This is a genomic window from Streptomyces sp. NBC_00203 (assembly GCF_045206325.1).
Lineage (GTDB): Bacteria > Actinomycetota > Actinomycetes > Streptomycetales > Streptomycetaceae > Streptomyces > Streptomyces lutosisoli.
Genome location: NZ_CP108126.1, coordinates 2,649,468 through 2,676,049 on the forward strand (window position 1 = coordinate 2,649,468; position 26,582 = coordinate 2,676,049).

The following is a 26,582-nucleotide window of genomic DNA, read 5'->3' on the forward strand; positions in this document are numbered from 1 at the left end:
ACGCCGGCCCCGAGTGGCCGGTTCGCATGATTTCACAGGTCGCTCATACTGGGCGTCAGTGATCACCGGCCCGAGCCGGCCGCCCAGAACCAGCCGTAGGGGGACGACTTGCCCTTCACCCTCAGCCATGCGGCGGCCGTGCTGCCCGCCGTGCGCGGTGACGGAAGCGGGCGCGGACGGCTGGTTCCCGCCGTCCTCGTGGCCGGTTCGTTCGCTCCCGACATGACCTATTACGCGGCGAGTGTGCTGCCCGGGGCGATGGAGTTCGGCACCTTCACGCACTCGTTCACGGGTGTCTTCACGTTCGACGTGCTCGTCGCGTGGACGCTCGTGGGCGCCTGGCTGGTGCTGCGCGAGCCACTGGTGGCGCTGCTGCCGCCGGCCCGGCAGGGGCGTCCCGCCCGGCTGCTGCGCTGCGGGACGGCACGTCGGCGCCCGAGTCCGCCGACGGCCTTGTGGTGGTACGTCTCCGCGGCGCTCGGCGCGCTGACGCATGTCGTGTGGGACGCGTTCACGCATCACGACCGGTGGGGGGTACGGCTGATCCCCGCCCTGAGCCGGGACGCCGGGGGCTCACCGCTGTTCATGTATGCGCAGTACGGCAGTTCGGCGGTGGCGGCCGTCGTCATCGTGACCTTCGTGGTGATCGCGCTGCGCCGCACTCCCTCCGGCGAACCGGTGGGGGTGCCGGTGCTCTCCGCTTCCGACCGGTGGCTGGCGGGTGCCGTTCTCGGGTGCTGCGCGCTGGTGGGCGCGGTGCAGCGGGCTTCGCGCTGGTGGGACTACTGGGGCTCCAGCGCGAAGCCCTGGGAGGTGATCCCACCGTTGTGTTTCGGCGGGGGTGCGGGCCTGGTGCTCGGCCTCGGGCTGTACGCCGTGGGCGTCAGGGTGTGGCGTCCGGCTCCGGCTCGTCCCAGCCAGGCAGCAGCTCGTACGGAGCCGAGCCGTCCGACTTCTCGCTGATCGCGCCCTCCGGGGTGGGGCTCTGGATCCGGCCGCGTCCCTGGTTGAGGCCGCGGTGCACGGCCTGCGCGATGCGCTCGATGGTGCGGACGCCGTACGCCATCGTCGGATTGTCGTGCGACAGGACGACGATGCGGTAGGTGCGGTTGGTGCCGGTGAACGCGCCGACGCTGTGCACGCGCCAGCCGTGTGTGGCCCGGGGCAGCCAGCCGTTCTTCACATGGGCCGTGAGGCCGCTGGGCATGCCGGAGGGCACTCCCCAGCGCTGGTCGCTGCGGACCTCGCTCATCAGCTTCAGGCCGTAGGCGCGGGTCTTCAGGAACGAGCGGGCGTTGGTGAGGACGTCCAGCAGCCGCATCTGGTCGGCGGCCGTGATCTGGGTCAGGCCCCAGTAGCCGTCCGGGCCGAGGACGGTGCCGGTCGTCCCGACACGGGCCAGGAGGCGGTTCAGGTAGGCGTGGCCGAGGTCGTTCCACAGGCGAAGGGCGGAGGTGTTGTCCGACTTGGTGATCATGGGGCGGATGTTGGCCAGTTCCCAGTCGGTGAGTTTGCGGCCGAGCTCCTCCGCCCGGCGCAGAGTGCCCTCCATGATCGTGACCTTGACGACGCTCGCCGAGTCGTACTGCCGTTCGCTCGCGAGGTCGCAGGTCAGGCCGGTGTCGTCATCGTGCACCGCCACGGAGACGGTGCCCTGGCGTGACGACAGCACCGCCCGGATGTCGCGGGACATCCGGGCGGCGAGGTCGGGGTCACTGGTGGAGCGGCAGGCCGCGGGCACCTGCGCGGTGCTGGCTTCCGCGGCGACCGCGGGTATCGGCGCGAGCAGCGCCGAGACGACAGCTGTGGCCGCGACGACGACGGCCGTGGCTATGGCCGTGCGGCAGTGGAGCATGCGTATACCCATGCCCGCATCCTTACGCCCCCAGCCGGGCCGGGGGCGCTTTTGCGGGGGCCACGCGGGTGACGGTCCCTCCGGGGGTTCGGCGGAGTCACTCCCGGGGTTGGACGGAGTCCCTCCCGGTGGCTGAGGGGTCCCTCCGAGGCTGGGGCCCTACCGGGGTCGGAGGGTCCTACCGGGGGTGTGGGCGGTTCCTCGGGGAGCTGGACGGGTCCCTCCGGGAGCTGGACGGGTCCCTCCGGGAGCTGGACGGAGTACGAAGCCGTGTCTCCGGCTGCCGTGGGGGCCTGGGCCTTGTCCTCGCGGCCGGCCGGGATTCGGGCTTGCCCTGCGGGCGGCCCGGGCGGGATCGGACGGCCCGGGCGGGATTCAGGCAGTTCGGCACCACCGAACAGCGCCGTGTCGGCTTCTCGCCGTCGCGGCGGACATTCAAGGGCCCGGCACCTTGCGGTGCCGGGCCCTTGAATGTGCCGGGCGGAGGACGTGACTTACCGTCCACCGGTAGGTCCGTCGCGCCGAAGCCACGCAGACCTGCGGGTTGGGTTCTGCGGGCTCGGCGTCCGCGAGCCGGGGAACCCGCAGGACCGGGGCCCGCAGCCCGCAGGCCGAGGTCTGCGGCCACGGCGTCCATGAGCCGGGAGGCCGGCAGCCCGCAGGACTCGGGTCCGCAGCCCACACCCACCACCCACAGGCCGAGGTATGTGGGCCGGGGCCCGCAGCCCCCGTGACCGCGCCCGCCGCCCGCCGCCCGCCGCCCGCCGCCCGCCGGAGGCTAGTGCGCTGCCGACTCCCAGTCCGGGCCCGAGCCGATGGATACGTCCAGGGGAGCCCGGAGGTCGACGGCGGAGGCCATTTCGTGGCGGAGGAGGTTCTCGGTTGTGGTGCGCTCGCCCGGGGCGATTTCGAGGACGATTTCGTCGTGGACCTGGAGGAGCATGCGGGACTTGAGGTTCGCCTCGCGGAGCGCCTTGTCCACGTTCAGCATGGCGATCTTGACGATGTCGGCGGCGGTGCCCTGGATGGGGGCGTTGAGGGCCATGCGCTCGGCCGCCTCGCGGCGCTGCCGGTTGTCGCTGTTGAGGTCCGGCAGGTAGCGGCGACGCCCGAAGAGGGTCGCCGTGTAGCCCGTCGCCCTCGCCTCGTCGACCACGCGGCGCAGATAGTCCCGTACACCTCCGAACCGCTCGAAGTAGGTGTCCATCAGCGCACGGGCCTCACCCGCGTCGATGTTCAGCTGCTGGGAGAGGCCGAAGGCCGACAGCCCGTACGCCAGGCCGTAGGACATCGCCTTGATCTTGCGGCGCATCTCCGCGTCCACCGCGGAACGCTCGACCGAGAAGACCTGGGAGGCCACCGTGGTGTGCAGGTCCTCGCCCGACGTGAACGCCTCCAACAGGCCCTCGTCCTCGGACAGATGGGCCATCACACGGAGTTCGATCTGGCTGTAGTCCGCGGTCATCAACGACTCGAAGCCCTCGCCGACCACGAAGCCGCGGCGGATCGCGCGGCCCTCGTCCGTGCGGACCGGGATGTTCTGCAGGTTCGGGTCCGTGGAGGAGAGCCGGCCGGTCGCCGCCACCGTCTGGTTGAACGTCGTGTGGATCCGGCCGTCCGCGGCGATCGTCTTGATCAGGCCCTCGACGGTGGAACGCAGCTTCGCCTGCTCGCGGTGCCGGAGCATGATCACCGGCAGTTCGTTCTCGGTCTGCGTCGCGAGCCATGCCAGCGCGTCCGCGTCCGTCGTGTAGCCCGTCTTCGTCTTCTTCGTCTTGGGCAGGGCCAGCTCGCCGAAGAGGACTTCCTGGAGCTGCTTGGGCGAGCCCAGGTTGAACTCGTGCCCGGCCGCCGCGTGCGCCTCCTTCACGGCCTGCTGCACGGCGCCCGCGAACATCTGCTCCATGGCCTCCAGGTGGGCCTTGTCCGCCGCGATGCCATGCCGCTCCATGCGGGCCAGCAGCGTGGACGTGGGCAGTTCCATGTCACGCAGCAGGTCGGCCGCGCCGACCTCCGCCAGCTTCTCGCCGAACGCCTCGCCCAGGTCGAGGATCGTGCGGGCCTGTGCCATCAGCGCGTCGGCCTCGGCCTGCTCATCCGTACCGAAGGCGAGCTGTCCGTCGGCCGCGGCGGCCGGACCCAGCTCCCGGCCGAGGTACTCCAACGACAGGGCGTCCAGCGCGAAGGAGCGACGCCCGGGCTTCACCAGGTAGGCGGCGAGCGCGGTGTCCATGGACACGCCCTCGATGCTCCAGCCGTGCTCGGCGAAGACCCGCATCGCGCCCTTGGCGTTGTGCATGACCTTGGGCTTGTCGGGGTCGGCGAGCCACTTCTCGAACGAGGTGTCATCGGCCTCGTCCAGCTGCGTCGGGTCGAACCAGGCGGCCGCCCCGTCGGCGGCGGCGAGCGCGACCTCGGCGACCGAGCCCGTGCCCAGCGCCCACGAGTCGACCGTGGCCACACCCAGGACCGTCTTCCCGTGCTCGGCGAGCCACGGCTTCAGCTCGCCCGCGCCCAGCACCGTGCCGTCCAGCTCCACGCCCTCGGCGACCGGCGCCGTCGCCTCGGCCTCCTCGGCACCCGGGTCGACGGCGAAGAGACGCTCGCGCAGTGAGGGGTTCCGGATCTCCAGGGTGTCCAGGACCATCGCGACAGCCGTACGGTCGTACGCCGCGCGCTCCAGGTCCGGGACCGTCCTGGGCAGCTCGACGTCCTTCACCATCTCCGTGAGACGGCGGTTGAGCTTCACCGCCTCCAGGTGGTCGCGGAGGTTCTGCCCGGCCTTGCCCTTGACCTCGTCGACGCGCTCGACCAGCTCCGCGAACGAACCGAACTGGTTGATCCACTTCGCGGCCGTCTTCTCACCGACACCCGGGATGCCCGGCAGGTTGTCGGACGGGTCGCCGCGCAGCGCCGCGAAGTCGGGGTACTGCGCCGGCGTCAGCCCGTACTTCTCGACGACCTTCTCAGGAGTGAACCGGGTCAGCTCCGAGACGCCCTTCGTCGGATACAGCACCGTCGTGTGCTCGGAGACCAGCTGGAAGGAGTCACGGTCGCCGGTGACGATCAGCACCTCGAAGCCCTCGGCCTCGGCCTGCGTGGCGAGCGTAGCGATGATGTCGTCGGCCTCGAAGCCGTCGACCGCGAACCGCTGGGCGTGCATCGCGTCGAGCAGCTCGCCGATCAGCTCGACCTGACCCTTGAACTCGTCCGGGGTCTTCGACCTGTTCGCCTTGTACTCGGTGAACTCCTCGGAGCGCCACGTCTTGCGCGAGACGTCGAACGCCACCGCGAAATGCGTGGGCGCCTCGTCGCGCAGCGTGTTCGCCAGCATCGACGCGAAACCATAGATTGCGTTCGTCGGCTGGCCGGTCGCGGTCGTGAAATTCTCCGCGGGCAGCGCGAAGAACGCGCGATACGCCAGCGAGTGCCCGTCCATGAGCATCAGCCTCGGACGGCCCGCACCTGCGGTTTTCTCGGTCTTCTTCGATGCTGTTTCTGCCACGCCCCCGATCCTGCCACGGCCCACTGACATCGAGAGCCGTCCCGGCCCGCCAGGCTCCTTGTCACAGCCCCGTGCGACTATCGGTGACGTACCAGGGGATGTGTGCACGCGAAGGGGTTCAGCGATGGCCAGCAAGCCGCCGAAAAGCGATCCGGTTCAGGACGCGCCGCAGGTCACCGAGCCGAAGCAGGCAGCGGCCGGGCTGCCCGCCATCGGCCACACCCTGCGTATCGCGCAGCAGCAGATGGGCGTGCGCCGCACCGCGCTCACCCTCCTGCGCGTCAACCAGAAAGACGGCTTCGACTGCCCGGGCTGCGCCTGGCCCGAGCCGGAGCACCGGCACGCGGCGGAGTTCTGTGAGAACGGCGCGAAGGCGGTCGCCGAGGAGGCCACCCTGCGCCGGGTCACCCCGGACTTCTTCGCCGCGCACTCGGTCGCCGACCTCGCGACCCGCAGCGGCTACTGGCTGGGCCAGCAGGGCCGCCTCACACACCCCATGTACCTGGCGGAAGGCGCCGACCACTACGAACCGGTGCCCTGGGAGCGGGCCTTCGACATCGTCGCCGAGGAGCTCGCCGCACTCGGATCCCCCGACGAGGCCCTCTTCTACACCTCGGGCCGCACCAGCAACGAGGCGGCGTTCCTCTACCAGCTGTTCGCCCGCGAGCTCGGCACGAACAACCTGCCGGACTGCTCGAACATGTGCCACGAGTCGTCGGGTTCCGCCCTCTCCGAGACCATCGGCATCGGCAAGGGCAGCGTCTCCCTCGACGACCTCTACAAGGCGGACCTGATCATCGTCGCCGGGCAGAACCCCGGCACGAACCACCCGCGCATGCTCTCCGCCCTGGAGAAGGCCAAGTCCAACGGCGCGAAGATCATCACCGTCAATCCGCTGCCCGAGGCGGGCCTCGGACGCTTCAAGAACCCGCAGACCCCCCAGGGAATGATCAAGGGCGCCGCCCTCACCGACCTGTTCCTGCAGATCCGCCTCGGCGGCGACCAGGCCCTCTTCCGCCTCCTGAACAAGCTCGTCCTCGACACCGAGGGCGCGGTCGACGAGGAGTTCATCGCCGAACACACCCACGGGTACGAGGAGTTCGCGGCCGCCGCCCGCGCCGCCGACTGGGACGAGACGCTTACCGCGACCGGCCTCACCCGCGAGAAGATCGAAGAGGCCCTCCGCATGGTCCTCGCCTCCCAGCGCACCATCGTGTGCTGGGCGATGGGCCTCACCCAGCACAAGCACGCCGTGCCGACGATCCGCGAAGTCGTCAACCTCCTGCTGCTGCGCGGCAATATCGGCCGCCCCGGCGCGGGCGTCTGCCCGGTCCGCGGCCACTCGAACGTGCAGGGCGACCGCACCATGGGCATCTTCGAGCGCCCCGCCCCTGCCTTCCTGGACGCCCTGGAGAAGGAGTTCGGGTTCGCCCCGCCGCGCGGCCACGGCTACGACGTCGTACGGGCCATCGGCGCGCTGCGCGACGGAGAGGCGAAGGTCTTCTTCGCGATGGGCGGCAACTTCGTCGCCGCGTCGCCCGACACCGAGGTGACGGAGGCGGCCATGCGCCGCGCCCGCCTCACCGTGCACGTGTCGACGAAGCTGAACCGCAGCCACGTGATCACGGGCGCGCGTGCCCTGATCCTGCCGACCCTCGGCCGCACGGAGCGCGACCTCCAGGGCAGCGGCGAGCAGTTCGTGACCGTCGAGGACTCCATGGGCATGGTGCACGCCTCACGCGGCCGCCTGGAACCCGCGAGCCGGCAGCTGCTGTCCGAGCCCGCCATCGTGGCCCGGCTCGCCCGCCGCGTGCTCGGCGACGACTCCCGCACCCCCTGGGAGGAGTTCGAGAAGGACTACGCGGCGATCCGCGACCGCATCGCGCGCGTGATCCCCGGCTTCGAGGACTTCAACGCGCGCATCGCCGACCCCGCGGGCTTCGCCCTCCCGCACGCCCCGCGCGACGAACGCCGCTTCCCGACGGCCACCGGCAAGGCCAACTTCACCGCCGCGCCCGTCGAGTACCCGAAGCTCCCCGAGGGCCGCCTGCTGCTGCAGACCCTGCGCTCGCACGACCAGTACAACACCACCATCTACGGCCTGGACGACCGCTACAGAGGCATCAAGAACGGCCGCCGGGTCGTGCTCGTCAACCCCGAGGACGCACGCGAACTCAAGCTCGCGGACGGCTCGTACGTCGACCTGGTCAGCGAGTGGAAGGACGGCGTCGAGCGGCGCGCGCCCGGCTTCCGCGTCGTGCACTACCCGACCGCCCTGGGCTGCGCGGCCGCGTACTACCCGGAGACCAACGTCCTGGTCCCGCTGGACGCGACCGCCGACACCAGCAACACCCCTGCCAGCAAGTCCGTCGTCGTACGTCTGGAACAATCGGCAACCGACTGAGCGTTTGCTCAGCAGGAGTGATCACGACAGTGATCCACGACGAAGTGATCCACGACGAACGGAGCCGGGCCCGATGGGCGAGCAGCACACCGTGAAGTTCCCGCAAGAGGTCCTCGACGAGTACGCCGCCCTCGGCGTCGACCTGCCCGCGCTGTTCTCCGCGGGCCACCTCGGCACCCGCATGGGCGTGCAGATCATCGAGGCCTCCGCCGACCGCGTCGTGGGCACCATGCCGGTCGAGGGCAACACCCAGCCCTACGGCCTGCTGCACGGAGGCGCCTCCGCCGTCCTCGCCGAGACCATCGGCTCCGTCGGCGCCATGCTCCACGGCGGCAGCTCCAAGATCGCCGTGGGCGTCGACCTGAACTGCACCCATCACCGCGGAGCCCGCTCCGGCCTGGTCACCGGCGTGGCCACACCCGTACACCGGGGGCGCACCTCGGCGACGTACGAGATCGCCATCACCGACGAGGAAGGCAAGCGCGTCTGCAGCGCCCGCCTCACCTGCGTCCTCAAGGACGCCCCCAAGCGCTGACACCGCCCCGTGGGGCGCACCCACGGGCCCACACCGGAAAGGCCTGCCGTCGACGTGCCAGAGAACGGCGAGCAGGCCACCGCCGACCACCTCGGCGACCGCCCCCGGGCACCAGAACCCCCTCCACAACCGCCAACTCCCCCGCCCACCACGCCATTGGCGGAGCCCCACACTCCGGCATAGCGTGAAGCATGACCGGCATCGGGCCCGTCGAGCCGTACCACCCCGATGAAGCCGACGGCCCTCACCAGGACACGCCAAGCGACCTGCTGTGGTCGAAATCCTCCCGCGCCGGCACCCGTTGGGCCGCACTCCCCCGCACCCGCCGCCGCCTCGTCCAGGCCCTGATCATCGCCGCGGCCGCCACCGGCACCGTCCTCACCCTGCGCCCCGCACCCGCCACCCAGGCAGCCCCCGGCCTCTCCCCCTGGCCCGCCACCGTCACCACCCTCCACTACAAGGGCCGGGGAACCACCCCCGCGTCCTACCGGTTCGAAGTCGACGTCGCCCGCGGCAGCCCCGTCATCGTCCACCAAGTCGGCGCCGGACTACCCGAGTTGGGCGCCACCACCACACCCCGGCTGCCACTGACAGTGAGGGCCGGAACGCCCCGGCTGATCACCGTACGCATCTCCGTATACAAGTGCGCCGCCCTGCCACCCGCCCTCGATCTCCCCCACCTCGACCTGCTCCTCAGCAACCGCACCGCGCAGCAACAGCAGAGCTTTCTCTTCGGCGGCACCTACCCCCATGACCTGTGGACCGACCTGCGCACCACCTGCTTCCCCAACCCGGCCTCCACCGCGCCCACTTCCCCCGGCCAGGACACCCGGCGCGACCTCACACGCCGGTAACAGTGGGTTACCTCTGCCGTAATGAAGCAATGCTCGCGCCACCGCACCCCCGGCGCCGCACCCCGACGAACACCCCGCCCCACCGCCATATCGGCCGAAGCCGCCCGGCCCCATGAACCGGAACAGGGCGTTCTCACGATGCGAACACGCAGTCACCCCAGGACGGCATCCCGAAATACTCCGATCATCCACCCCGCACCCGCCAGAACACCCCCCGCATAACAAGAGCGTCACAGCCTTCCCTACGCTCCTGTGAGCTCCCCCTACCTGCGCTTATAGTCACGGCCAGTCACCGCGCCGCCGGGCGCGTCTACTGCACGGCCTGCATCACCCAGTACGGCCCGGCGAGACACACGGCCCCCACCCTGGGGAGCCGCGCCAGGGAGAGGATTCAACGTGCGACAGCGTTCTTTGGTCATACTCACTTCCGTGCTCACCACAGGAGCACTCACGCTGACCGCCTGCGGCTCGCGCGACGACAGCGGAGACAGCAAGAGCAGCAAGAAGACCGAGATCATCATCGGCGTGGACGCGCCGCTGACCGGTCAGAACTCCGCCACCGGCCTCGGCATCCAGGGCGGCGTCCAGATCGCCGTCGACGACGCCAACAAGAACAACACCGTTCCCGGCGTGACCTTCAAGGTCCAGGCCGTCGATGACAAGGCCATCCCGGCCCAGGGCCAGTCGAACGCCACCGGGCTCGTCCAGGACGACAAGGTCCTCGGCGTCGTCGGCCCGCTGAACTCCGGCGTCGCCACCCAGATGCAGCAGGTCTTCGCCACCGCCAACCTGGTCGAGATCTCGCCGTCCAACACGGCCCCCGAGCTCACCCAGGGCAAGAACTGGCAGACCGCGAAGTCCCGCCCGTTCAAGACCTACTTCCGCACCGCCACCACCGACGCCCTCCAGGGCGGCTTCGCGGCCGACTACGCCTACAACACCCTGAAGAAGCGCAAGGTGTTCGTGGTCGACGACAAGCAGACCTACGGCGCCGGCCTCGCCAAGCTCTTCAAGGCCGGCTTCACCAAGTCGGGCGGCAAGGTCGCGGGCGAGGACCACGTCAACACCGGCGACACCGACTTCTCGGCCCTCGTCACCAAGATCAAGAACTCCAAGGCCGACCTCGTCTACTACGGCGGCCAGTACGACGAGTCCGAGAAGCTCACCAAGCAGCTCAAGGACGGCGGAGTCAAGATCCCGCTGTTCGGCGGTGACGGCATGTTCACCCCGACCTACATCGAGACCGCCGGCAAGACCTCCGAAGGCGACCTCGTCACCTCCGTCGGCCAGCCCGTCGACTCCCTGCCCTCCGCCGCCGACTTCATCAAGAAGTACAAGGCCTCCGGCCTCAAGGGCGACTACGGCACCTACGGCGGCTACTCCTACGACGCCGCCACCGCCATCATCAAGGCCATCGGCAACGTCGTGAAGGACGGCAAGATCCCCACCGACGCCCGCGCCAAGATCGTCGCCGAAGTCCAGAAGACCAAGTTCGACGGCATCGCCGGCCCCGTCTCCTTCGACGAGTACGGCGACACCACCAACAAGCAGCTCACCGTCTACCAGGTCGTCGACGGCAAGTGGAAGGCCGTCAAGAGCGGCACGTTCAACGGCTAAGCCCCACTGCCGCTAGCACCACCCCAAAGGGCCGCGCGGCCAAGACCACCCGTCACCGCGCGGCCCGTTTCATACGCCCTGCTCAACACTCCCCACCACATGGAGGCCATGCGGTGAACACCCTGCCGCAGCAGCTGGCCAACGGGCTGTTCCTCGGCTCGATGTACGGGCTGATCGCCATCGGCTACACGATGGTGTACGGCATCGTCCAGCTCATCAACTTCGCCCACGGCGAGATCTTCATGACCGGCGGCTTCGGCGCACTCACGGTCTACCTTTACGTTCTGCCAAACGGCACATCCATGTGGATAGCCCTCCCAGCGATGCTCATAGGCGGCGGACTCGTCTCCGTCCTCATCGCCGTCGGGGCCGAACGCTTCGCCTACCGACCACTGCGCGGAGCACCACGCCTCGCCCCCCTGATCACCGCCATCGGCCTCTCCCTCGCCCTCCAGCAGGCCGTCTTCAACTGGTACCCCGACGCCAAGACCGACCGCAACTTCCCCCAGATCGACGGCGGCCCCTGGCACCTCGGCTCCATCAGCATCAGCAGCGGCTCCCTCTTCGTCATCATCGCCGCGCCCATCTGCATGGCAGCCCTCGCCCTCTTCGTCAGCCTCTCCCGCACCGGCCGCGCCATGCAGGCCACCGCGCAAGACCCTGACACCGCACAGCTCATGGGCATCGACACCAACCGCATCATCGTCATCGCCTTCGCCATCGGCGGCTTCTTCGCCGCCGTCGCAGCCGTCGCCTACGGCCTGCGCTACGGCTCGGTCAAGTACGACATGGGCTTCCAGATGGGCCTCAAGGCCTTCACCGCAGCCGTCCTCGGCGGCATCGGCAACATCTACGGCGCCATGATCGGCGGCCTCGTCCTCGGCCTCGCCGAAACCATGGCCACCAGCTACATCGACGGCATCCCCGGCATGCAGCAGCTCGGCGGCGGCGGCTGGGCCTCCGTATGGGCCTTCGTACTCCTCATCCTCGTACTGCTGTTCAGGCCACAAGGCCTAGTCGGCGAACGCGTCGCGGACAGGGCGTGAGCACCATGGCAACCATCGAGAACACAGCCGAACGCGGCCTGATCGCACTCCCCCAGACCGCCGCCCGCACCCTCATCGCCTTCGGCGCCATCGCCACCATCGCCAGCACATTCATGTCCTGGACCTACACGTCCGACTTCCCCGGGGACCTCACCTACTACGGCTCCCCGGCCGGACTCCAGATCCTCGACCTCGTCGCCGGCGCCCTCGCCCTCCTCTTCTCACTCACCCTCTGGAACATCCGCGGCCTCGGCTGGCTCAACCCGGCAGGCGCCACCCAGCCCGTCGTCCTCGCCGCCACCGCCGCGTTCGCCGTCAGCTGGTTCAGCGCCATCGCGATCGCCGTCGACCTCAAGGGCCTCGTCGCCCTCGACCCCGGCGCCTACATCGCCGCCATCGGCTCGCTGATCGCCCTCCTCGGCACCCTGGCACTCCCCAAGCCCGGCGACACCTTCAAGGCCTACGTCACCAAGCCGGACAACATCCCCCCGGCCGCCCAACTCCCCGCCTGGGGCGAACGCCTCGTCATCACCGGCGCCACCTCCGTAGCCCTGATCGTCTTCACCTACGGCATCGGCGTCGACCCCGACGCAAGCGAAACGTTCCTCGGCTACCTGCTCCTGGTCGTCTTCGGCACCTGGTCCCTCTTCGCCGCCGGACTCTTCGACCGCTTCGCCGCACTCAACGCCCGCCACAAGGGATTCGCCACCACCATGGCGTTCCTCGCCGCGGCGATCTTCCCCTGGGTCGCGAACAACGAGCACAACGCCAACCTCGGCGTCAACATCCTCGTAGTCGGCACCGTCGCCCTCGGCCTCAACATCGTCGTCGGCCTCACCGGACTCCTCGACCTCGGATACGTCGCCTTCCTCGGCGTCGGCGCCTACGCCGCAGCCCTCGTCTCCGGCTCCGAGTTCTCCCGCTTCTCCGGCGTCCAGTTCCCCTTCTGGGCCGCCATGCTCACCGGCATGGCCGCATCGCTCGTCTTCGGCGTCCTCATCGGCGCCCCCACCCTGCGACTGCGCGGCGACTACCTCGCCATCGTCACCCTCGGCTTCGGAGAGATCTTCCGGATCGCCGTCCAAAACATGGACGGCACCTCCGGACCCAACCTCACCAACGGCCCCAACGGCATCTCCATGATCCCGGACCTCAAGATCCTCGGGTTCAACTTCGGAAGCAGCCACGACGTCGCCGGAGTCACCCTCGGCCGCTTCGCGAACTACTTCCTGCTGATGCTGCTCATCACCGCGATCGTCGTCATCGTCTTCAACCGCGCCGCCGACTCCCGCATCGGCCGCTCCTGGATCGCCATCCGCGAAGACGAGACCGCCGCCACCGCCATGGGCATCAACGGCTTCCGCGTCAAGCTCATCGCGTTCGCGCTGGGTGCATCGCTGGCAGGCCTCGCCGGTACGGTCAGCGCCCACGTCGGCTACAGCGTCAACCCGGCGCCGTACCAGTTCGCCGGCTCCGTGCCCCCGAACTCCGCCTTCCTGCTCGCCGCGGTCGTCCTCGGCGGCATGGGCACCGTCAACGGACCCATCCTCGGCGCCACGCTGCTCTACCTGCTCCCCGAGAAGCTCGGCTTCCTCAAGGAGTACCAGCTCTTCGCCTTCGGCATCGCACTCGTGGTCCTCATGCGCTTCCGCCCCGAAGGCATCATCGCCAACCGCCGCCGCCAACTCGAATTCCACGAGTCCGACGACAGCATCGACATCCCCGAACAAGGCCTGCCCGACACCACCGTCGGCGTCACCAAGGCAGGGGCGTAACCCACATGACCACCACCACAGCCCCCAGCCCCGTCCTCGAAGCCACCGGCGTCACCATGCGCTTCGGCGGCCTCACCGCCGTACGCAACGTCGACCTCACCGTCAACACCGGCGAGATCGTCGGCCTCATCGGCCCCAACGGCGCGGGCAAGACCACCTTCTTCAACTGCCTGACGGGCCTGTACGTGCCGACAGAGGGCAAGGTCTCCTACAAGGGCACCGTCCTGCCCCCCAAGCCCCACCTGGTCACCAGCGCAGGCATCGCCCGCACCTTCCAGAACATCCGGCTCTTCGCCAACATGACCGTCCTGGAAAACGTCCTCGTCGGCCGCCACACCCGCACCAAGGAAGGCCTCTGGTCGGCCCTCCTCCGCGGCCCCGGCTTCCGCAAGGCCGAAGCCACCTCCCGCGAACGCGCCATGGAACTGCTGGAGTTCATCGGCCTCGCCCACAAGGCCGACCACCTCTCCCGCAACCTCCCCTACGGCGAACAGCGCAAGCTGGAAATCGCGCGAGCCATGGCGAGCGAACCCGGGCTGCTCCTGCTCGACGAACCGACCGCCGGCATGAACCCCCAGGAAACGCGGGCAACCGAAGACCTCGTCTTCGCCATCCGCGACCGAGGCATCGCCGTCCTCGTCATCGAGCACGACATGCGCTTCATCTTCAACCTGAGCGACCGCGTCGCCTGCCTCGTCCAGGGCGAAAAGCTCGTCGAAGGCACCTCCGAGGTCGTCCAGGGCGACGAACGCGTCATCGCCGCGTACCTCGGTGAGCCGTTCGAAGGTGCTCCAGGGGCCGACGAAGTCGCCGAGGTGGAGGCCGCCGAAGCCGCCGACGCCACCGACGCCACCGACGCCACCGAGACCTCCGGGGCAGAGAGCACCACCAGCAAGGAAGGAAACGCCCAGTGACCGCACTGCTCGAGGTCGAAGACCTCAAGGTCGCCTACGGCAAGATCGAAGCCGTCAAGGGCATCTCCTTCACCGTCGAAGCCGGCCAGATCGTCACCCTCATCGGCACCAACGGCGCCGGCAAGACGACCACCCTGCGCACCCTCTCCGGGCTCCTCAAGCCCAGCAGCGGCCGCATCCTCTTCGACGGCCAACCCCTCGCCAACGTCCCCGCCCACAAGATCGTCGCCCTCGGCCTCGCCCACTCCCCCGAGGGACGCCACATCTTCCCCCGGCTGACGATCGCCGAAAACCTCCAACTCGGAGCATTCCTGCGCAGCGACAAAGCAGGCATCGAGAAGGACATCCAGCGCGCGTACGACCTCTTCCCCATCCTGGGAGAACGGCGCAAGCAGGCAGCGGGCACCCTGTCCGGCGGCGAACAGCAGATGCTGGCGATGGGCCGGGCGTTGATGTCCCAGCCCAAGCTGCTCATGCTCGACGAACCCTCCATGGGCCTCTCGCCGATCATGATGCAGAAGATCCTCTCCACGATCGCCGAACTCAAAGCCTCCGGCACGACCATCCTCCTCGTCGAGCAGAACGCCCAAGCCGCGCTCTCCCTCGCCGACCAAGGACACGTCATGGAGGTCGGCAACATCGTCCTCTCCGGCACCGGACAGGACCTCCTGCACGACGAATCCGTACGCAAGGCATACCTCGGCGAGGACTGAGTCCACTCCGCGTGCACGCGTGTACGAAGAGGCCCGCGCCCCTCGTGGGGGCGCGGGCCTCTTTCGCTGTACGGGGACGGGCTAGCCCTTGGCGGACTTCTTCTCCTCGGCGTCCAGAATGACCGCCTCGGCAACCTGCTGCATCGACATACGACGGTCCATGGACGTCTTCTGAATCCACCGGAACGCGGCAGGCTCCGTCAGCCCGTACTGGGTCTGAAGCACCGACTTCGCACGGTCCACCAGCTTCCGCGTCTCGAGCCGCTGCGTGAGATCCTCGATCTCCTTCTCCAGCGCCTTCAACTCCGTGAACCGCGACACCGCCATCTCAATGGCCGGTACGACATCACTCTTGCTGAACGGCTTCACCAGGTACGCCATCGCACCGGCATCGCGAGCACGCTCGACGAGGTCACGCTGCGAGAAGGCGGTGAGCATGAGGACGGGCGCGATGGACTCTTCGGCGATCTTCTCGGCCGCGGAGATCCCATCGAGCTTCGGCATCTTCACGTCGAGGATCACAAGGTCCGGCCTGTGCTCCCGAGCCAGCTCGACGGCCTGCTCACCGTCACCCGCCTCGCCTACGACGGTGTAACCCTCTTCCTCCAGCATCTCCTTGAGGTCGAGACGAATCAGCGCCTCGTCCTCTGCGATGACGACACGGGTCGTCAGCGGAGGCACGTGCGACTTGTCGTCGTCGGGCGCGTCTACGGGCTGGGGCGACTCGGGGGCGGTCACGGGGGCTCCTCGTTCAGGCCGGGTACTGCTCCCAAGAGCCTACCTAGCTGCGGTATGGTGGTCTGGCAGCGGGTCGAGGTAAACCTTCGATTCATTGAGCCCCGGTAGCCCAATCGGCAGCAGGCAGTGCTCTCAAACAGCATACAGTGTGGGTTCGAGTCCCACCCGGGGCACTTTTCCTTGGATTCCAAGGTCGCCACCCAGAAGCGGATGTTCTCATTCTCGTGAACATCCGCTTTTCGCTGTGCAGGGTCACAATCAGCAACACACAGTGGCCGCATGCACGACATGGGTACACGTAAGCGAGCTCTGGCACTTGTGGCTCAGGGGCGCAGCCTGAACTCCGTGAGCAAGGAGACCGGGGTCTCCCGGTCAGCGATCCGTTCCTGGCAATCGCGCATCGAACCGTTACCGCGAATGCAGCGCACGCCGTGCTCAAGATGCGGTCCAGCGGCTGCGTCCCCCTCCAACACGGCTGCCTACAGCTATCTGCTCGGGCTCTACCTCGGCGACGGCTGCATCAGTCCCGGCGTGCGAGCGGGATACTTCCTCCGCATCGCCTGCGCCAATGCCTGGCCCGGCCTCATCGAGGCTTGCGCTGCTGCCATCGAAGCCATCAACCCCAGCATGAAGTCGAACCGAGTCCAAGCGGTGGGGTACACCTCAGTCGTGGGGTACAGCCATCACTGGCCCTGTCTGTTCCCCCAGCACGGCCCCGGCAAGAAGCACGAGCGCTCGATCGCCCTCGAACCCTGGCAACAGGAAATCGTCGACGCCTACCCCTGGGAGTTCATCCGGGGCCTCATCCACTCGGACGGCTGCCGCATGACCAACTGGACCGAGAAGGTCATCGGCGGCGAGCACAAGCGCTACGAGTATCCCCGGTACTTCTTCACCAACAAGTCGTCCGACATCATCCGCCTCTTCACGGACACACTCGACACACTCGGCGTCGATTGGAAGCAGCCGAACTCACGCAATATCTCCATCGCCCGGAGGGCCTCGGTCTCCCTCATGGACACCCACGTAGGCCCCAAGTACTGACCCCGCAATATGACCCGTCACTGCCCGCCCCGCCCCCAATTGGGAGCTGCCCCAAATCCCGAAGGAAGTGTTGACCGGCAGCAAGAGGCGGGGCGATCTTCGGCCGCATGACTCCCATGAACCGACGAGGTTTCGTCGTCGCGGCTGCCGGTGCGGCTGCGGCGGCTGTTGCGCTCAATCCGCAGTCCGCTGCCGCACTGGATGCGAGCGGCGGTGGTACGGCGACGGATGCTGCTGATTTCGAGGCCGCCGACAAGGGGTTCATCGCCGCCCTGGAGCCGGGCGTGGTGAAGAATTCGGCCGGCACTGTGGTGTGGGACAGCGACGCGTACGACTTCCTGAAGTACAACGCGCCGAAGTCCGCGAACGCGAGCCTGTGGCGGCAGTCGCAGCTCACGCGGAAGCAGGGGCTGTACAAGGTCACCGACCGGATTTATCAGGTCCGTGGGCTGGACCTCTCCAACATGACCATCGTCGAAGGCGACACCGGGATCGTCGTCATCGACCCGCTCATCTCCGCCGAGACGGCCGCCGCCGCGTTGAAGCTGTACCGCGATCACGTGGCCGACAAGAAGGTCACGGGGCTGATCTACACCCACCCGCACGTCGATCACTACGGTGGCTGCCGTGGCGTACTGCCGGACGGGGCAGGGGACGTGCCGATCCTCGCGCCCGCAGGGTTCATGGAGCACGCGGTCTCCGAGAACGTGTATGCGGGTACGGCGATGACCCGGCGCTCGATCTATATGTACGGCGCTCAGCTCGACAAGGGGCCTGCTGGGCAGATCGGGTGCGGTCTCGGCCAGAACATCTCGACCGGCACCATCGGGCTACTCGAACCGACGACGTACATCTCCACGACTGGGCAGCGGGAGACCGTCGATGGTGTCGTGATGGAGTTCCAGATGACGCCGGGGACGGAAGCCGCGGCTGAGATGAACTTCGTGTTCCCGGAGTTGCGTGCGGTCTGCATGGCGGAGAACGCGACGCACACGATGCACAACGTCATCACCCTGCGGGGTGCGCAGGTTCGTGATGCCAAGCAGTGGGCGGCGTATCTGACGGAGTCCATTGGGCTGTACGGCGGTCGGGTGGATGTCGCGTTCGCGTCGCACCACTGGCCGACCTGGGGCAATGGCGACATTGTCGCGCTGTTGGAGAATCAGCGGGATCTGTATGCCTACATGCATGACCAGACGCTGCGGATGCTGAATTCGGGGATGACGGGGCGGGAGATCGCGGAGGAGTTCGTGCTGCCGCCCGCTCTCGCCGACGTATGGGCGAATCACGGCTATTACGGGTCGCTGAGCCATAACGTGAAGGGTATTTATCAGCGGTACATGGGGTGGTTCGATGCCAATCCGGCGCATTTGTGGGAGCATCCGCCGGTCGCCGAGGCCAAGCGGTATGTGAGGGCGCTCGGGGGGATGTCGTCCGCCGTATCGAAGGCGCGCGGGTTCGTCCGTGACGGTGATCTGCGGTTCGCGGCGACGCTGCTCAACCATTGCGTGTTCGCCGAGCCTGATGCCGAGAAACCTAAGCAACTGCTGGCGCAGGTCTACGAGAAGCTGGCGTATGCCACTGAGAACGCGGTGTGGCGGAACTTCTATCTCACGGGTGCGATGGAGTTGCGGGAGGGTGTGAAGGCGCCGTCGACGACGACTGACAGTGCGGATGTGAAGGCGGCGCTCTCGGTCGACCAGTTGATCGACGCGATGTCGGTGCGGGTGGATGGGCCGAAGGCCTGGGATCTGGATCTGGCGATCGACTGGTATTTGCCGGGGCAGCCGGGGCAGGGCAAGTACTGGCATCTCCGGCTGAAGAACGGGGTGTTGACCCATACCGTCGATGCGAAGGCGAGTGCTTCCGCCGGGCTCACGCTCACCATGAACAAGGTGCAGTTGCTTCAGTTGCTGGCGGGGAAGGGGTTGGGGTCCATTCAGACGTCCGGTGACACCAGCCTGCTCGCCAAGTTGTTCTCGGTGATCGTGACGCCGACGGCCGACTTCAACATCGTGACTCCGTAGGAAAAGGGCCCCTCTTGAAGCTTGAAGAGGGGGCCTTTGCATCCCATGACGTCCTACTTGGGGCTGTCGTCCTCGCCGATGTGGTGGACGCGTACGAGGTTGGTGGAGCCGGAGACTCCGGGCGGGGAGCCGGCGGTGATGACGACGATGTCGCCCTTTTGGCAGCGGCCGTACTTAAGGAGGAGTTCGTCGACCTGGTCGACCATGGCGTCGGTGGAGTCGACGTGGGGGCCGAGGAAGGTTTCGACGCCCCAGGTGAGGTTGAGCTGGGAGCGGGTGGCGGGGGTGGGGGTGAAGGCGAGGAGGGGGATGGGTGAGCGGTAGCGCGAGAGGCGGCGGACGGTGTCGCCGGACTGGGTGAAGGCGACGAGGAATTTGGCGCCGAGGAAGTCGCCCATCTCCGCTGCCGCTCGGGCGACGGCGCCGCCCTGGGTGCGGGGCTTGTTGCGTTCGGTCAGGGGTGGGAGGCCCTTGGCGAGGATGTCCTCCTCGGCCGCCTCGACGATGCGGGCCATGGTTTTGACCGTCTCGATGGGGTATTTGCCGACGCTGGTCTCGCCGGAGAGCATCACGGCGTCCGTGCCGTCGATGACCGCGTTCGCGACGTCCGAGGCTTCCGCGCGGGTGGGGCGGGAGTTGTCGATCATCGAGTCGAGCATCTGGGTGGCGACGATGACCGGTTTGGCGTTGCGTTTCGCCAGTTTGATGGCGCGCTTCTGGACGATGGGGACCTGCTCCAGGGGCATTTCGACGCCCAGGTCACCTCGCGCGACCATGATGCCGTCGAAGGCGGCGACGATTTTGTCGATGTTGTCGACGGCCTGGGGCTTCTCCACCTTGGCGATCACCGGAAGGCGGCGGCCTTCTTCGTCCATGATGCGGTGGACGTCTTCGATGTCGCGGCCGCTGCGGACGAAGGAGAGGGCGATGACGTCGAAGCCGGAGCGTAGGGCCCAGCGGAGGTCTGCTTCGTCCTTGTCGGAGAGGGCGGGGACGGAGACGGCGACGCCGGGGAGGTTGAGGCCTTTGTGGTCGGAGACCATGCCGCCTTCGACGACGGTGGTGTGGACGCGGGGGCCGTCGACGGCGGTGACTTCGAGGGTGACTTTGCCGTCGTCGACGAGGATGCGTTCGCCGGGGGTGACGTCGGTGTTGAGGCCGGAGTAGGTGGTGCCGCAGGTTTGGCGGTCGCCTTCGGTGCCTTCTTCGACGGTGATGGTGAAGGTGTCTCCGCGTTCAAGGAGTACGGGGCCTTCGCTGAAGCGGCCGAGTCGGATCTTCGGGCCTTGAAGGTCGGCGAGGATGCCGACGCTGCGGCCGGTCTCGTCGGAGGCCTTTCGTACGTGGTGGTAGCGCTCCTCGTGTTCGGCGTAGGTGCCGTGGCTGAGGTTGAAGCGGGCTACGTCCATTCCGGCTTCGACCAGGGCTTTGATCTGGTCGTATGAGTCGGTGGCGGGGCCCAATGTACAGACGATTTTTGCTCGGCGCATGGTTTGAGCCTAGGCCTTACCGGCGGGTAGAGAATTGGTCGTGCGTGACTACTCAACAACCTTTACGTGAAGCCTTATTGACAACAGTTGAATTGTGCGCCGGGGTGCTCGGATGAGCACTGCCGGGTATTGGTGCACCCCGGCTCCATTTATGCACGGAGAAATGGTGTTGCCCGCTTGGGCTACAGCTGTGGTGGCGCCATGGTGAATCGGGCGTTGACCTGGGCGTAGACGTGTTGGCGTTGGGGTTCGAGGTCGAGGGGTGGGGTTTCGTCGTCGTGGGCGCCGCCGGCGAAGGACCTGGTGCGCAGGGTGCGGGCGGTTTGGGCTTCGAAGGCGTAGGGCTGGGCGTTCTCGGCTCCGATGTCGGCGAGTTCGATGAGGGCGGTGAGGGTGGTGCCGAGGGCTTCGGCGTATTCGCGGGCGCGTTGGACGGCTTCGCGGACCGCTTGTTGGCGGGCTGTGCGGTGGGCTGGTGAGTCGGGGCGCAGGGCCCACGAGGGGCCGTCGACTTGGGTGACGTCGAGGTCGGCGAGTCGTGTGGTGAGTTCGCCGAGGGCGGTGAAGTCGGTGAATTCGGCGGTGATGTGGACGCGGCCGTAGTAGTGGCGGATGCGTTCGCCGCGGCCGCGTTTGGTGAGTTCGGGTGTGATGGAGAAGGCGCCGGTCTCGACGCGTTCGACTGCGTCGCCGTAGGACTTGACGACGTCGAGGGCGGTGGTGTTGCGGCGGGTGAGGTCGGCGAGGGCGTCTCGTTTGTCGGTGCCGCGGGCGACGACGGTGATGCCGATGCGGGCGATTTCGGGGTCGACTTCGAGGTGGGCTTCGCCGCGGACGGCGATGCGTGGGGATTCGGGTGTTCCGTAGGGGACCGCGGGTTGGGGTTCCTCTGGGGTGGTGTCCGGGGTGGGGGTCATACGTCCCACTCTGTCACTGGGCGGGCCGGTTCCGGGTGCCTACAGGTCATCAGATCGAAACCTCCTGGACCTGTTGCGGTGGTGGTGGGTGGGTCAGAATCTACGCGCGTCGTTGACCTTTTCCCTAGGAGCCATAGACATGCCGTTGAACCGCCGGAAGTTCCTGAAGAAGTCCGCTGTGACGGGTGCGGGGGTCGCGCTCGCCGGGGCGGCTGCGGCTCCGGCGGCGCAGGCTGCCGAGTCCGTGGCGGGCAAGAAGGCCCCGAAGCGGTACTCGCTGACGGTGCTGGGTACGACGGACCTGCACGGGCATGTCTTCAACTGGGATTACTTCAAGGACGCGGAGTACACGGACAAGGCGGGCAACGCGCAGGGTCTGGCGCGGATTTCGACGCTGGTGAACGAGATCCGTGAGGAGAAGGGCCGCTGCAACACGCTGCTGCTGGACGCGGGTGACACGATCCAGGGCACTCCGCTGACGTACTACTACGCGAAGGTGGACCCGATCACCGCCAAGGGCGGTCCGGTCCACCCGATGGCGCAGGCGATGAACGCGATCGGGTTCGACGCGGCGGCGCTCGGCAACCACGAGTTCAACTACGGGATCGAGACGCTGCGGAAGTTCGAGTCGCAGTGTCGTTTCCCGCTGCTGGGTGCGAACGCGCTGGACGCGAAGACGCTGAAGCCGGCGTTCCCTCCCTACTTCATCAAGAAGTTCCATGTGCCGGGTGCTCCGGCGGTGAAGGTGGCGGTTCTGGGTCTGACCAACCCGGGTATCGCGATCTGGGACAAGGCGTATGTGCAGGGGAAGTTGACGTTCCCGGGTCTGGAGGAGCAGGCGGCGAAGTGGGTGCCGAAGCTGCGGTCGATGGGTGCGGACGTGGTGGTCGTGTCGGCGCACTCGGGTTCGTCGGGCACGTCGTCGTACGGTGACCAGTTGCCGTATGTGGAGAACTCGGCGGCGCTGGTCGCTCAGCAGGTGCCGGGTATCGACGCGATTCTGGTGGGGCACGCGCATGTGGAGATCCCGGAGCTGAAGGTCACGAACACGGCGACGGGCAAGACGGTCGTGCTGTCGGAGCCGCTGGCGTATGCGGAGCGGCTGTCGGTGTTCGACGTCGAGCTTGTCTTCGAGAAGGGGAAGTGGACGGTCGAGTCGGTTGCTGCGTCGGTCCGCAACTCGAACTCGGTCGCCGACGACCCGAAGATCACCAAGCTGTTGAAGGACGAGCACGATGTGGTCGTCGCGTATGTCAACCAGGTGGTGGGCACGGCGACGGAGACGTTGACGACGGTCGAGGCGCGCTACAAGGACGCCCCGATCATCGACCTGATCACCAAGGTGCAGGAGGACGTGGTCAAGGCGGCGCTGGTGGGTACGTCGTATGCGTCGCTGCCGGTGATCGCGCAGGCGTCGCCGTTCTCGCGTACGTCGGAGATCCCGGCGGGGAATGTGACCATCCGCGATCTGTCGAGCCTGTATGTGTACGACAACACGCTGGTCGCGAAGTTGATGACGGGCGCGCAGATCCGGGCGTACCTGGAGTACTCGGCGCAGTATTTCGTGCAGACGGCGGCGGATGCCACGGTCGACGTGGAGAAGCTGACGAACGCGAACAGCCGTCCGGACTACAACTACGACTACGTTTCGGGTCTTCAGTACGACATCGACATCGCGCAGGCGGCGGGTTCGCGGATCAAGAACCTGACCTACAACGGTGCGGCGCTGGATGACGCGGAGCAGTTCGTGCTGGCGGTGAACAACTACCGGGCCAATGGTGGCGGTGCGTTCCCGCATGTCGCTTCGGCCACCGAGGTGTGGGCGGAGTCGACGGAGATCCGTACGCGGATCGCCGAGTGGGTGACCGCGAAGGGCTCGCTCGACCCGAAGGAGTTCGCTTCGGTGGACTGGAAGCTGACGCGGGACGGCACGCCCGTCTTCTAGCGGTCATGAAGGCATGAAGGCCTCTAGATCTATAGGTCTGGAGATCTAGAGGTCCAGCGGGGATACGTCCACGGCGTCGGCGATGGTTTTTACATCGGCGCCGTGGACGCCGCTTTTTTACCCTTTTGCTTACCTTCCCTCTTTGCTTACCTTCCCTCGACGAGGGGGGTGAGTGTGCGGGCGGTGTCGCGGGCGGTGGGGATCTGGGGGTGGGGGTCGAGTCCGAAGGTGGTGAAGGCCGTTCGTCCGGGGAGGGGGTAGGGGTCTTTGCCGGTGAGGGAGTTGAGGATGGTGGCGCTGCGCCAGGCGGCGAGGCCGAGGTCGGGGGCGCCTACGCCGTGGGTGTGGAGTTCGGCGTTCTGGACGTGGACGTGGCCGGTGACAGAGGGGTCGAGGACGAGGCGGAACTGGTCGTCGATGCGGGGGCGTTCGGAGCTGTCGCGGCGCAGGTAGGGGTCGAGTCCGGCGAGGATCTGGCCGAGGGGGCGTTCGCGGTATCCGGTGGCGAGGACGACGGCGTCGGTGGTGAGGCGGGTGCGGGCGCCTTGTTGGACGTGTTCCAGGTGGAGTTCGACTTTGGTGGTGGCGACGCGTCCGGCGGTGCGGACGGTGACGGCGGGGGTGAGGACGGCGTCGGGCCAGCCGCCGTGGAGGGTGCGGCGGTAGAGCTCGTCGTGGATGGCGGCGATGGTGTCGGCGTCGATGCCTTTGTGGAGTTGCCATTGGGCGGCGACGAGGCGGTCGCGTACGGGTTCGGTGAGGTGGTGGAAGTAGCGGGTGTAGTCCGGGGTGAAGTGTTCGAGGCCGAGCTTGGAGTACTCCATGGGGGCGAACGCTTCGGTGCGGGCGAGCCAGTGGATTTTCTCGCGGCCCGGGGGGCGGTTGCGCAGCAGGTCGAGGAAGACTTCGGCGCCGGATTGTCCCGCGCCGATGACGGTGATGTGTTCGGCGGTGAGGAACTGCTGGCGGTGCTTGAGGTAGTCCGCGGCGTGGATGACGGGCACGCCGGGGGTTTCGACGAGAGGTTTGAGCGGTTCGGGGATGTGGGGGGCGGTGCCGACGCCGAGGACGATGTTGCGGGTGTAGGTGCGGCCGAGGGCTTCGGCTTCTCCGTCGGTGTCGAGTTGGGTGAAGTCGACTTCGAACAGGGTGCGTTCGGGGTTCCAGCGGACGGCGTCGACCTGGTGGCCGAAGTGGAGTCCGGGGAGGTTGTCGGCGACCCAGCGGCAGTAGGCGTCGTATTCGGCGCGCTGGATGTGGAAGCGCTCGGCGAAGTAGAAGGGGAAGAGTCGTTCGCGGGCTTTGAGGTAGCTGAGGAACGACCAGGGGCTGGCGGGGTCGGCGAGGGTCACCAGGTCGGCGAGGAAGGGGACTTGGAGGGTGGCGCCGTCGATGAGGAGGCCGGGGTGCCAGTCGAAGCCGGGGCGCTGTTCGTAGAAGACGCTGTCGAGTTCGGCGAGGGGCTGGGCGAGGGCTGCGAGGGAGAGGTTGAAGGGGCCGATGCCGATGCCCACCAGGTCGCGGGGTGCTTCGGCGGCGGGGCGTGTGGGGGTGGGCGTCGGGCTCATTGGGGTGTGTGTCCTTCCACCAGTTTCAGGAGCGTGGCCAGGTCGCCGGGCCGGGTGTGGGGGTTGAGGAGGGTGGCTTTGAGCCAGAGGCGGCCGTCGAGTGCGGCGCGTCCGAGGACGGCGCGGCCTTGGTGCAGGAGGGTGCGGCGTACGGCGGCGACGGCGGCGTCGGGGGCTCCGGTGGGTCGGAACAGGACGGTGCTGATGGTCGGCCGGTCGTAGAGCTCGAAGCCGGGGTGGGCGGCTATGAGGTCGGCCAACTCGTGGGCGTGGGCGCAGACTTGGTCGACGAGGGTGCCGATGCCTTCTCTGCCGAGGGTTTTGAGGGTGACGGCGATTTTGAGGATGTCGGGGCGTCGGGTGGTGCGCAGGGAGCGGCCGAGGAGGTCGGGGAGTCCTGCTTCGGTGTCGTCGTCGGCGTTGAGGTAGTCGGCGCGGTGTTGGAGTACGGCGAGGTCGTGGGGGTCGCGTACGGCGAGGAGTCCTGCGGCGACGGGTTGCCAGCCGAGTTTGTGCAGGTCGAGGGTGACGGTGTGGGCGCGGTCGAGTCCGTCGAGTTGGGTGCGGTGGTGGTCGCTGAAGAGGAGGCCTCCGCCGTAGGCGGCGTCGATGTGGAGGCGGGCGCCGTGGGTGGCGCACAGGTCGGCGATGTCGGGCAGTGGGTCGATGAGTCCGGCGTCGGTGGTGCCGGCGGTGGCGGCGACGAGGAAGTTGCCGCGGGGGCCGGGCAGTTCGGTGAGGGCTTCGTCGAGGGCTGCGGGGTCCATGGTGCCGGCGGGGGCGGGGACGACGACGGGGTCGGGCAGGCCGAGCAGCCAGGCGGCGCGGTGCAGGGAGTGGTGGGCGTTGGCTCCGCAGACGAGTTGTACTGCGCTGTGGGCTTCGCGGGCGAGGAGGAGGGCGAGTTGGTTGGACTCGGTGCCGCCGGTGGTGACGAGGGCGTCGCCTTGGGTGCCGTAGACCTCGTGGGCCAGGGCTTGGGTGACGAGGGTTTCCAGTTCTGATGCGGCCGGGGCCTGGTCCCAGGAGTCGAGGGACGGGTTGAGGGCGGCGGCGGCGAGGTCTGCGGCGGTGGCTACGGCGAGGGGTGGGCAGTGGAGGTGGGCGGCGCACAGGGGGTCGGCGGGGTCGGCGGCGCCTTCCGCGAGAGCCCGCACAAGGACGTGCAGGGCGTCCTGGGTTCCCTGCCGGGGCAGTACGTCGCCGACCGTGTCCCGTACGCGGCGGGCCACCGCTTCCGGGCCTCCGGCGGGCAGTGGTCCTCCGCGGGCGGTGGCGCCCTCGCGTAGGGCGTTGAGGACGGTTTCGAGCAACGGCCGCAGTGCGTCGGGGCCTTCGGGTCCTGAGGCGAGGGGCGGCGTGCTCATGGGGGTCCTCCGGTGGGCGCGCGGCAGGGGGAGTCCAAGCCTGTACGCATTTCGGGTCGGCGCGCCCGTATAGGACAACGATCCGACCCAAAAGGGGGTACTGCCGTACGGAGGAAATGTGTTGGGCAGGCGAAGGTGCTAGGCGTCACGCACGTTTGTCGCCCCCGCCGCCCCTACCCGTCCCATCCCTGGGGGCTGCGCCCCCAGACCCCCCTGGGCAGTTCGTCGACTGCGGGCCGGTGGGGGCCGTTCGCGCAGTTCCCCGCGC

The 26,582-nt window shown here is 68.0% G+C and carries 19 protein-coding genes and 1 tRNA gene; 13 read left to right on the forward strand and 7 right to left on the reverse strand.

Annotation, left to right across the window (positions count from 1 at the left end; genetic code table 11):
• The first annotated feature begins 108 nt into the window (after positions 1–108).
• Positions 109–963 carry a DUF4184 family protein gene (locus OG975_RS12210; protein ID WP_406329138.1) on the forward strand — a complete coding sequence of 285 codons (855 nt, stop codon included), beginning with the start codon at positions 109–111 and terminating at the stop codon, positions 961–963.
• On the opposite strand, the gene OG975_RS12215 is transcribed toward OG975_RS12210, so the two are convergent.
• Together OG975_RS12215 and polA are read right to left on the reverse strand one after the other, a co-directional pair.
• Positions 884–1,867: a serine hydrolase gene (locus OG975_RS12215; protein WP_406329139.1), complete on the reverse strand. Its 984-nt coding sequence runs from the start codon at positions 1,865–1,867 to the stop codon at positions 884–886. The two genes, OG975_RS12210 and OG975_RS12215, sit on opposite strands and share 80 nt — an antisense overlap.
• Before the next feature lie 766 nt (positions 1,868–2,633).
• The gene (polA, locus tag OG975_RS12220) at positions 2,634–5,360 is read right to left on the reverse strand and encodes a DNA polymerase I (RefSeq protein ID WP_406329140.1); all 2,727 of its coding nucleotides are present in this window, start codon (positions 5,358–5,360) and stop codon (positions 2,634–2,636) included.
• Positions 5,361–5,484: 124 nt separating this feature from the next.
• On the opposite strand from polA, the gene OG975_RS12225 reads away from it, so the two are divergent.
• The 8 genes from OG975_RS12225 to OG975_RS12260 all read left to right on the forward strand — a co-directional run bounded on the left by OG975_RS12225 (position 5,485) and on the right by OG975_RS12260 (position 15,218).
• Positions 5,485–7,764 (forward strand): FdhF/YdeP family oxidoreductase, encoded by a 2,280-nt coding sequence (locus OG975_RS12225; protein WP_406329141.1) that lies wholly within the window; start codon positions 5,485–5,487, stop codon positions 7,762–7,764.
• Between the two features lie 73 nt (positions 7,765–7,837).
• Positions 7,838–8,299, forward strand: a complete 462-nt coding sequence (locus OG975_RS12230; RefSeq protein WP_406329142.1) for a PaaI family thioesterase — start codon at positions 7,838–7,840, stop codon at positions 8,297–8,299.
• A gap of 191 nt (positions 8,300–8,490) precedes the next feature.
• Complete coding sequence (locus OG975_RS12235) at positions 8,491–9,153, forward strand: hypothetical protein (protein WP_406329143.1); 663 nt, start codon at positions 8,491–8,493, stop codon at positions 9,151–9,153.
• 396 nt (positions 9,154–9,549) lie between these two features.
• Positions 9,550–10,770 (forward strand): branched-chain amino acid ABC transporter substrate-binding protein, encoded by a 1,221-nt coding sequence (locus tag OG975_RS12240; protein WP_406329144.1) that lies wholly within the window; start codon positions 9,550–9,552, stop codon positions 10,768–10,770.
• Between the two features lie 113 nt (positions 10,771–10,883).
• Entirely contained in the window at positions 10,884–11,816 is a 933-nt protein-coding gene (locus tag OG975_RS12245) for a branched-chain amino acid ABC transporter permease (protein ID WP_406329145.1), read from the forward strand.
• 5 nt (positions 11,817–11,821) lie between these two features.
• Positions 11,822–13,591 carry a branched-chain amino acid ABC transporter permease gene (locus tag OG975_RS12250; protein WP_406336246.1) on the forward strand — a complete coding sequence of 590 codons (1,770 nt, stop codon included), beginning with the start codon at positions 11,822–11,824 and terminating at the stop codon, positions 13,589–13,591.
• 5 nt (positions 13,592–13,596) lie between these two features.
• Positions 13,597–14,505, forward strand: a complete 909-nt coding sequence (locus OG975_RS12255) for an ABC transporter ATP-binding protein (protein ID WP_406329146.1) — start codon at positions 13,597–13,599, stop codon at positions 14,503–14,505.
• Positions 14,502–15,218, forward strand: coding sequence for an ABC transporter ATP-binding protein (locus OG975_RS12260; RefSeq protein WP_406329147.1), 717 nt, complete (start codon positions 14,502–14,504; stop codon positions 15,216–15,218). Before OG975_RS12255 ends, OG975_RS12260 begins: the two co-directional genes overlap by 4 nt.
• A gap of 81 nt (positions 15,219–15,299) precedes the next feature.
• Here OG975_RS12260 and OG975_RS12265 read toward each other — a convergent pair whose 3' ends face one another.
• Complete coding sequence (locus OG975_RS12265; protein ID WP_327427952.1) at positions 15,300–15,956, reverse strand: response regulator; 657 nt, start codon at positions 15,954–15,956, stop codon at positions 15,300–15,302.
• 98 nt (positions 15,957–16,054) lie between these two features.
• On the opposite strand from OG975_RS12265, the gene OG975_RS12270 reads away from it, so the two are divergent.
• From OG975_RS12270 to OG975_RS12280, 3 genes are all read left to right on the forward strand, one after another.
• A tRNA-Leu gene (locus OG975_RS12270) sits at positions 16,055–16,129 on the forward strand.
• A gap of 106 nt (positions 16,130–16,235) precedes the next feature.
• Positions 16,236–17,000 carry a helix-turn-helix domain-containing protein gene (locus tag OG975_RS12275; RefSeq protein ID WP_406329148.1) on the forward strand — a complete coding sequence of 255 codons (765 nt, stop codon included), beginning with the start codon at positions 16,236–16,238 and terminating at the stop codon, positions 16,998–17,000.
• A gap of 107 nt (positions 17,001–17,107) precedes the next feature.
• Entirely contained in the window at positions 17,108–19,027 is a 1,920-nt protein-coding gene (locus OG975_RS12280; RefSeq protein ID WP_406329149.1) for an alkyl/aryl-sulfatase, read from the forward strand.
• A 53-nt stretch (positions 19,028–19,080) separates the two neighbouring features.
• On the opposite strand, the gene pyk is transcribed toward OG975_RS12280, so the two are convergent.
• Positions 19,081–20,517 (reverse strand): pyruvate kinase, encoded by a 1,437-nt coding sequence (pyk, locus tag OG975_RS12285; protein ID WP_406329150.1) that lies wholly within the window; start codon positions 20,515–20,517, stop codon positions 19,081–19,083.
• A gap of 182 nt (positions 20,518–20,699) precedes the next feature.
• Positions 20,700–21,434 carry an SIMPL domain-containing protein gene (locus OG975_RS12290; protein WP_406329151.1) on the reverse strand — a complete coding sequence of 245 codons (735 nt, stop codon included), beginning with the start codon at positions 21,432–21,434 and terminating at the stop codon, positions 20,700–20,702.
• Between the two features lie 139 nt (positions 21,435–21,573).
• Here OG975_RS12290 and OG975_RS12295 point away from each other — a divergent pair, with 139 nt between their 5' ends.
• Positions 21,574–23,379: a bifunctional metallophosphatase/5'-nucleotidase gene (locus tag OG975_RS12295; RefSeq protein ID WP_406329152.1), complete on the forward strand. Its 1,806-nt coding sequence runs from the start codon at positions 21,574–21,576 to the stop codon at positions 23,377–23,379.
• A 146-nt stretch (positions 23,380–23,525) separates the two neighbouring features.
• Here OG975_RS12295 and OG975_RS12300 read toward each other — a convergent pair whose 3' ends face one another.
• Positions 23,526–24,947, reverse strand: coding sequence for a lysine N(6)-hydroxylase/L-ornithine N(5)-oxygenase family protein (locus OG975_RS12300; protein WP_406329153.1), 1,422 nt, complete (start codon positions 24,945–24,947; stop codon positions 23,526–23,528).
• A complete protein-coding gene (locus OG975_RS12305) occupies positions 24,944–26,314 on the reverse strand; it encodes a pyridoxal phosphate-dependent decarboxylase family protein (RefSeq protein ID WP_406329154.1) in 1,371 nt (456 codons plus the stop codon). Before OG975_RS12305 ends, OG975_RS12300 begins: the two co-directional genes overlap by 4 nt.
• Positions 26,315–26,582: the final 268 nt, after the last annotated feature.

Coding starts and splice junctions, on each gene's coding strand:
- OG975_RS12215 (WP_406329139.1), bottom strand. CDS start 1,867: ATGGGTATACGCATGCTCCACTGCCGCACGGCCATAGCCACGGCCGTC.
- OG975_RS12225 (WP_406329141.1), top strand. CDS start 5,485: ATGGCCAGCAAGCCGCCGAAAAGCGATCCGGTTCAGGACGCGCCGCAG.
- OG975_RS12230 (WP_406329142.1), top strand. CDS start 7,838: ATGGGCGAGCAGCACACCGTGAAGTTCCCGCAAGAGGTCCTCGACGAG.
- OG975_RS12235 (WP_406329143.1), top strand. CDS start 8,491: ATGACCGGCATCGGGCCCGTCGAGCCGTACCACCCCGATGAAGCCGAC.
- OG975_RS12250 (WP_406336246.1), top strand. CDS start 11,822: ATGGCAACCATCGAGAACACAGCCGAACGCGGCCTGATCGCACTCCCC.
- OG975_RS12255 (WP_406329146.1), top strand. CDS start 13,597: ATGACCACCACCACAGCCCCCAGCCCCGTCCTCGAAGCCACCGGCGTC.
- OG975_RS12275 (WP_406329148.1), top strand. CDS start 16,236: ATGCACGACATGGGTACACGTAAGCGAGCTCTGGCACTTGTGGCTCAG.
- OG975_RS12280 (WP_406329149.1), top strand. CDS start 17,108: ATGACTCCCATGAACCGACGAGGTTTCGTCGTCGCGGCTGCCGGTGCG.
- pyk (WP_406329150.1), bottom strand. CDS start 20,517: ATGCGCCGAGCAAAAATCGTCTGTACATTGGGCCCCGCCACCGACTCA.
- OG975_RS12290 (WP_406329151.1), bottom strand. CDS start 21,434: ATGACCCCCACCCCGGACACCACCCCAGAGGAACCCCAACCCGCGGTC.
- OG975_RS12295 (WP_406329152.1), top strand. CDS start 21,574: ATGCCGTTGAACCGCCGGAAGTTCCTGAAGAAGTCCGCTGTGACGGGT.
- OG975_RS12300 (WP_406329153.1), bottom strand. CDS start 24,947: ATGAGCCCGACGCCCACCCCCACACGCCCCGCCGCCGAAGCACCCCGC.
- OG975_RS12305 (WP_406329154.1), bottom strand. CDS start 26,314: ATGAGCACGCCGCCCCTCGCCTCAGGACCCGAAGGCCCCGACGCACTG.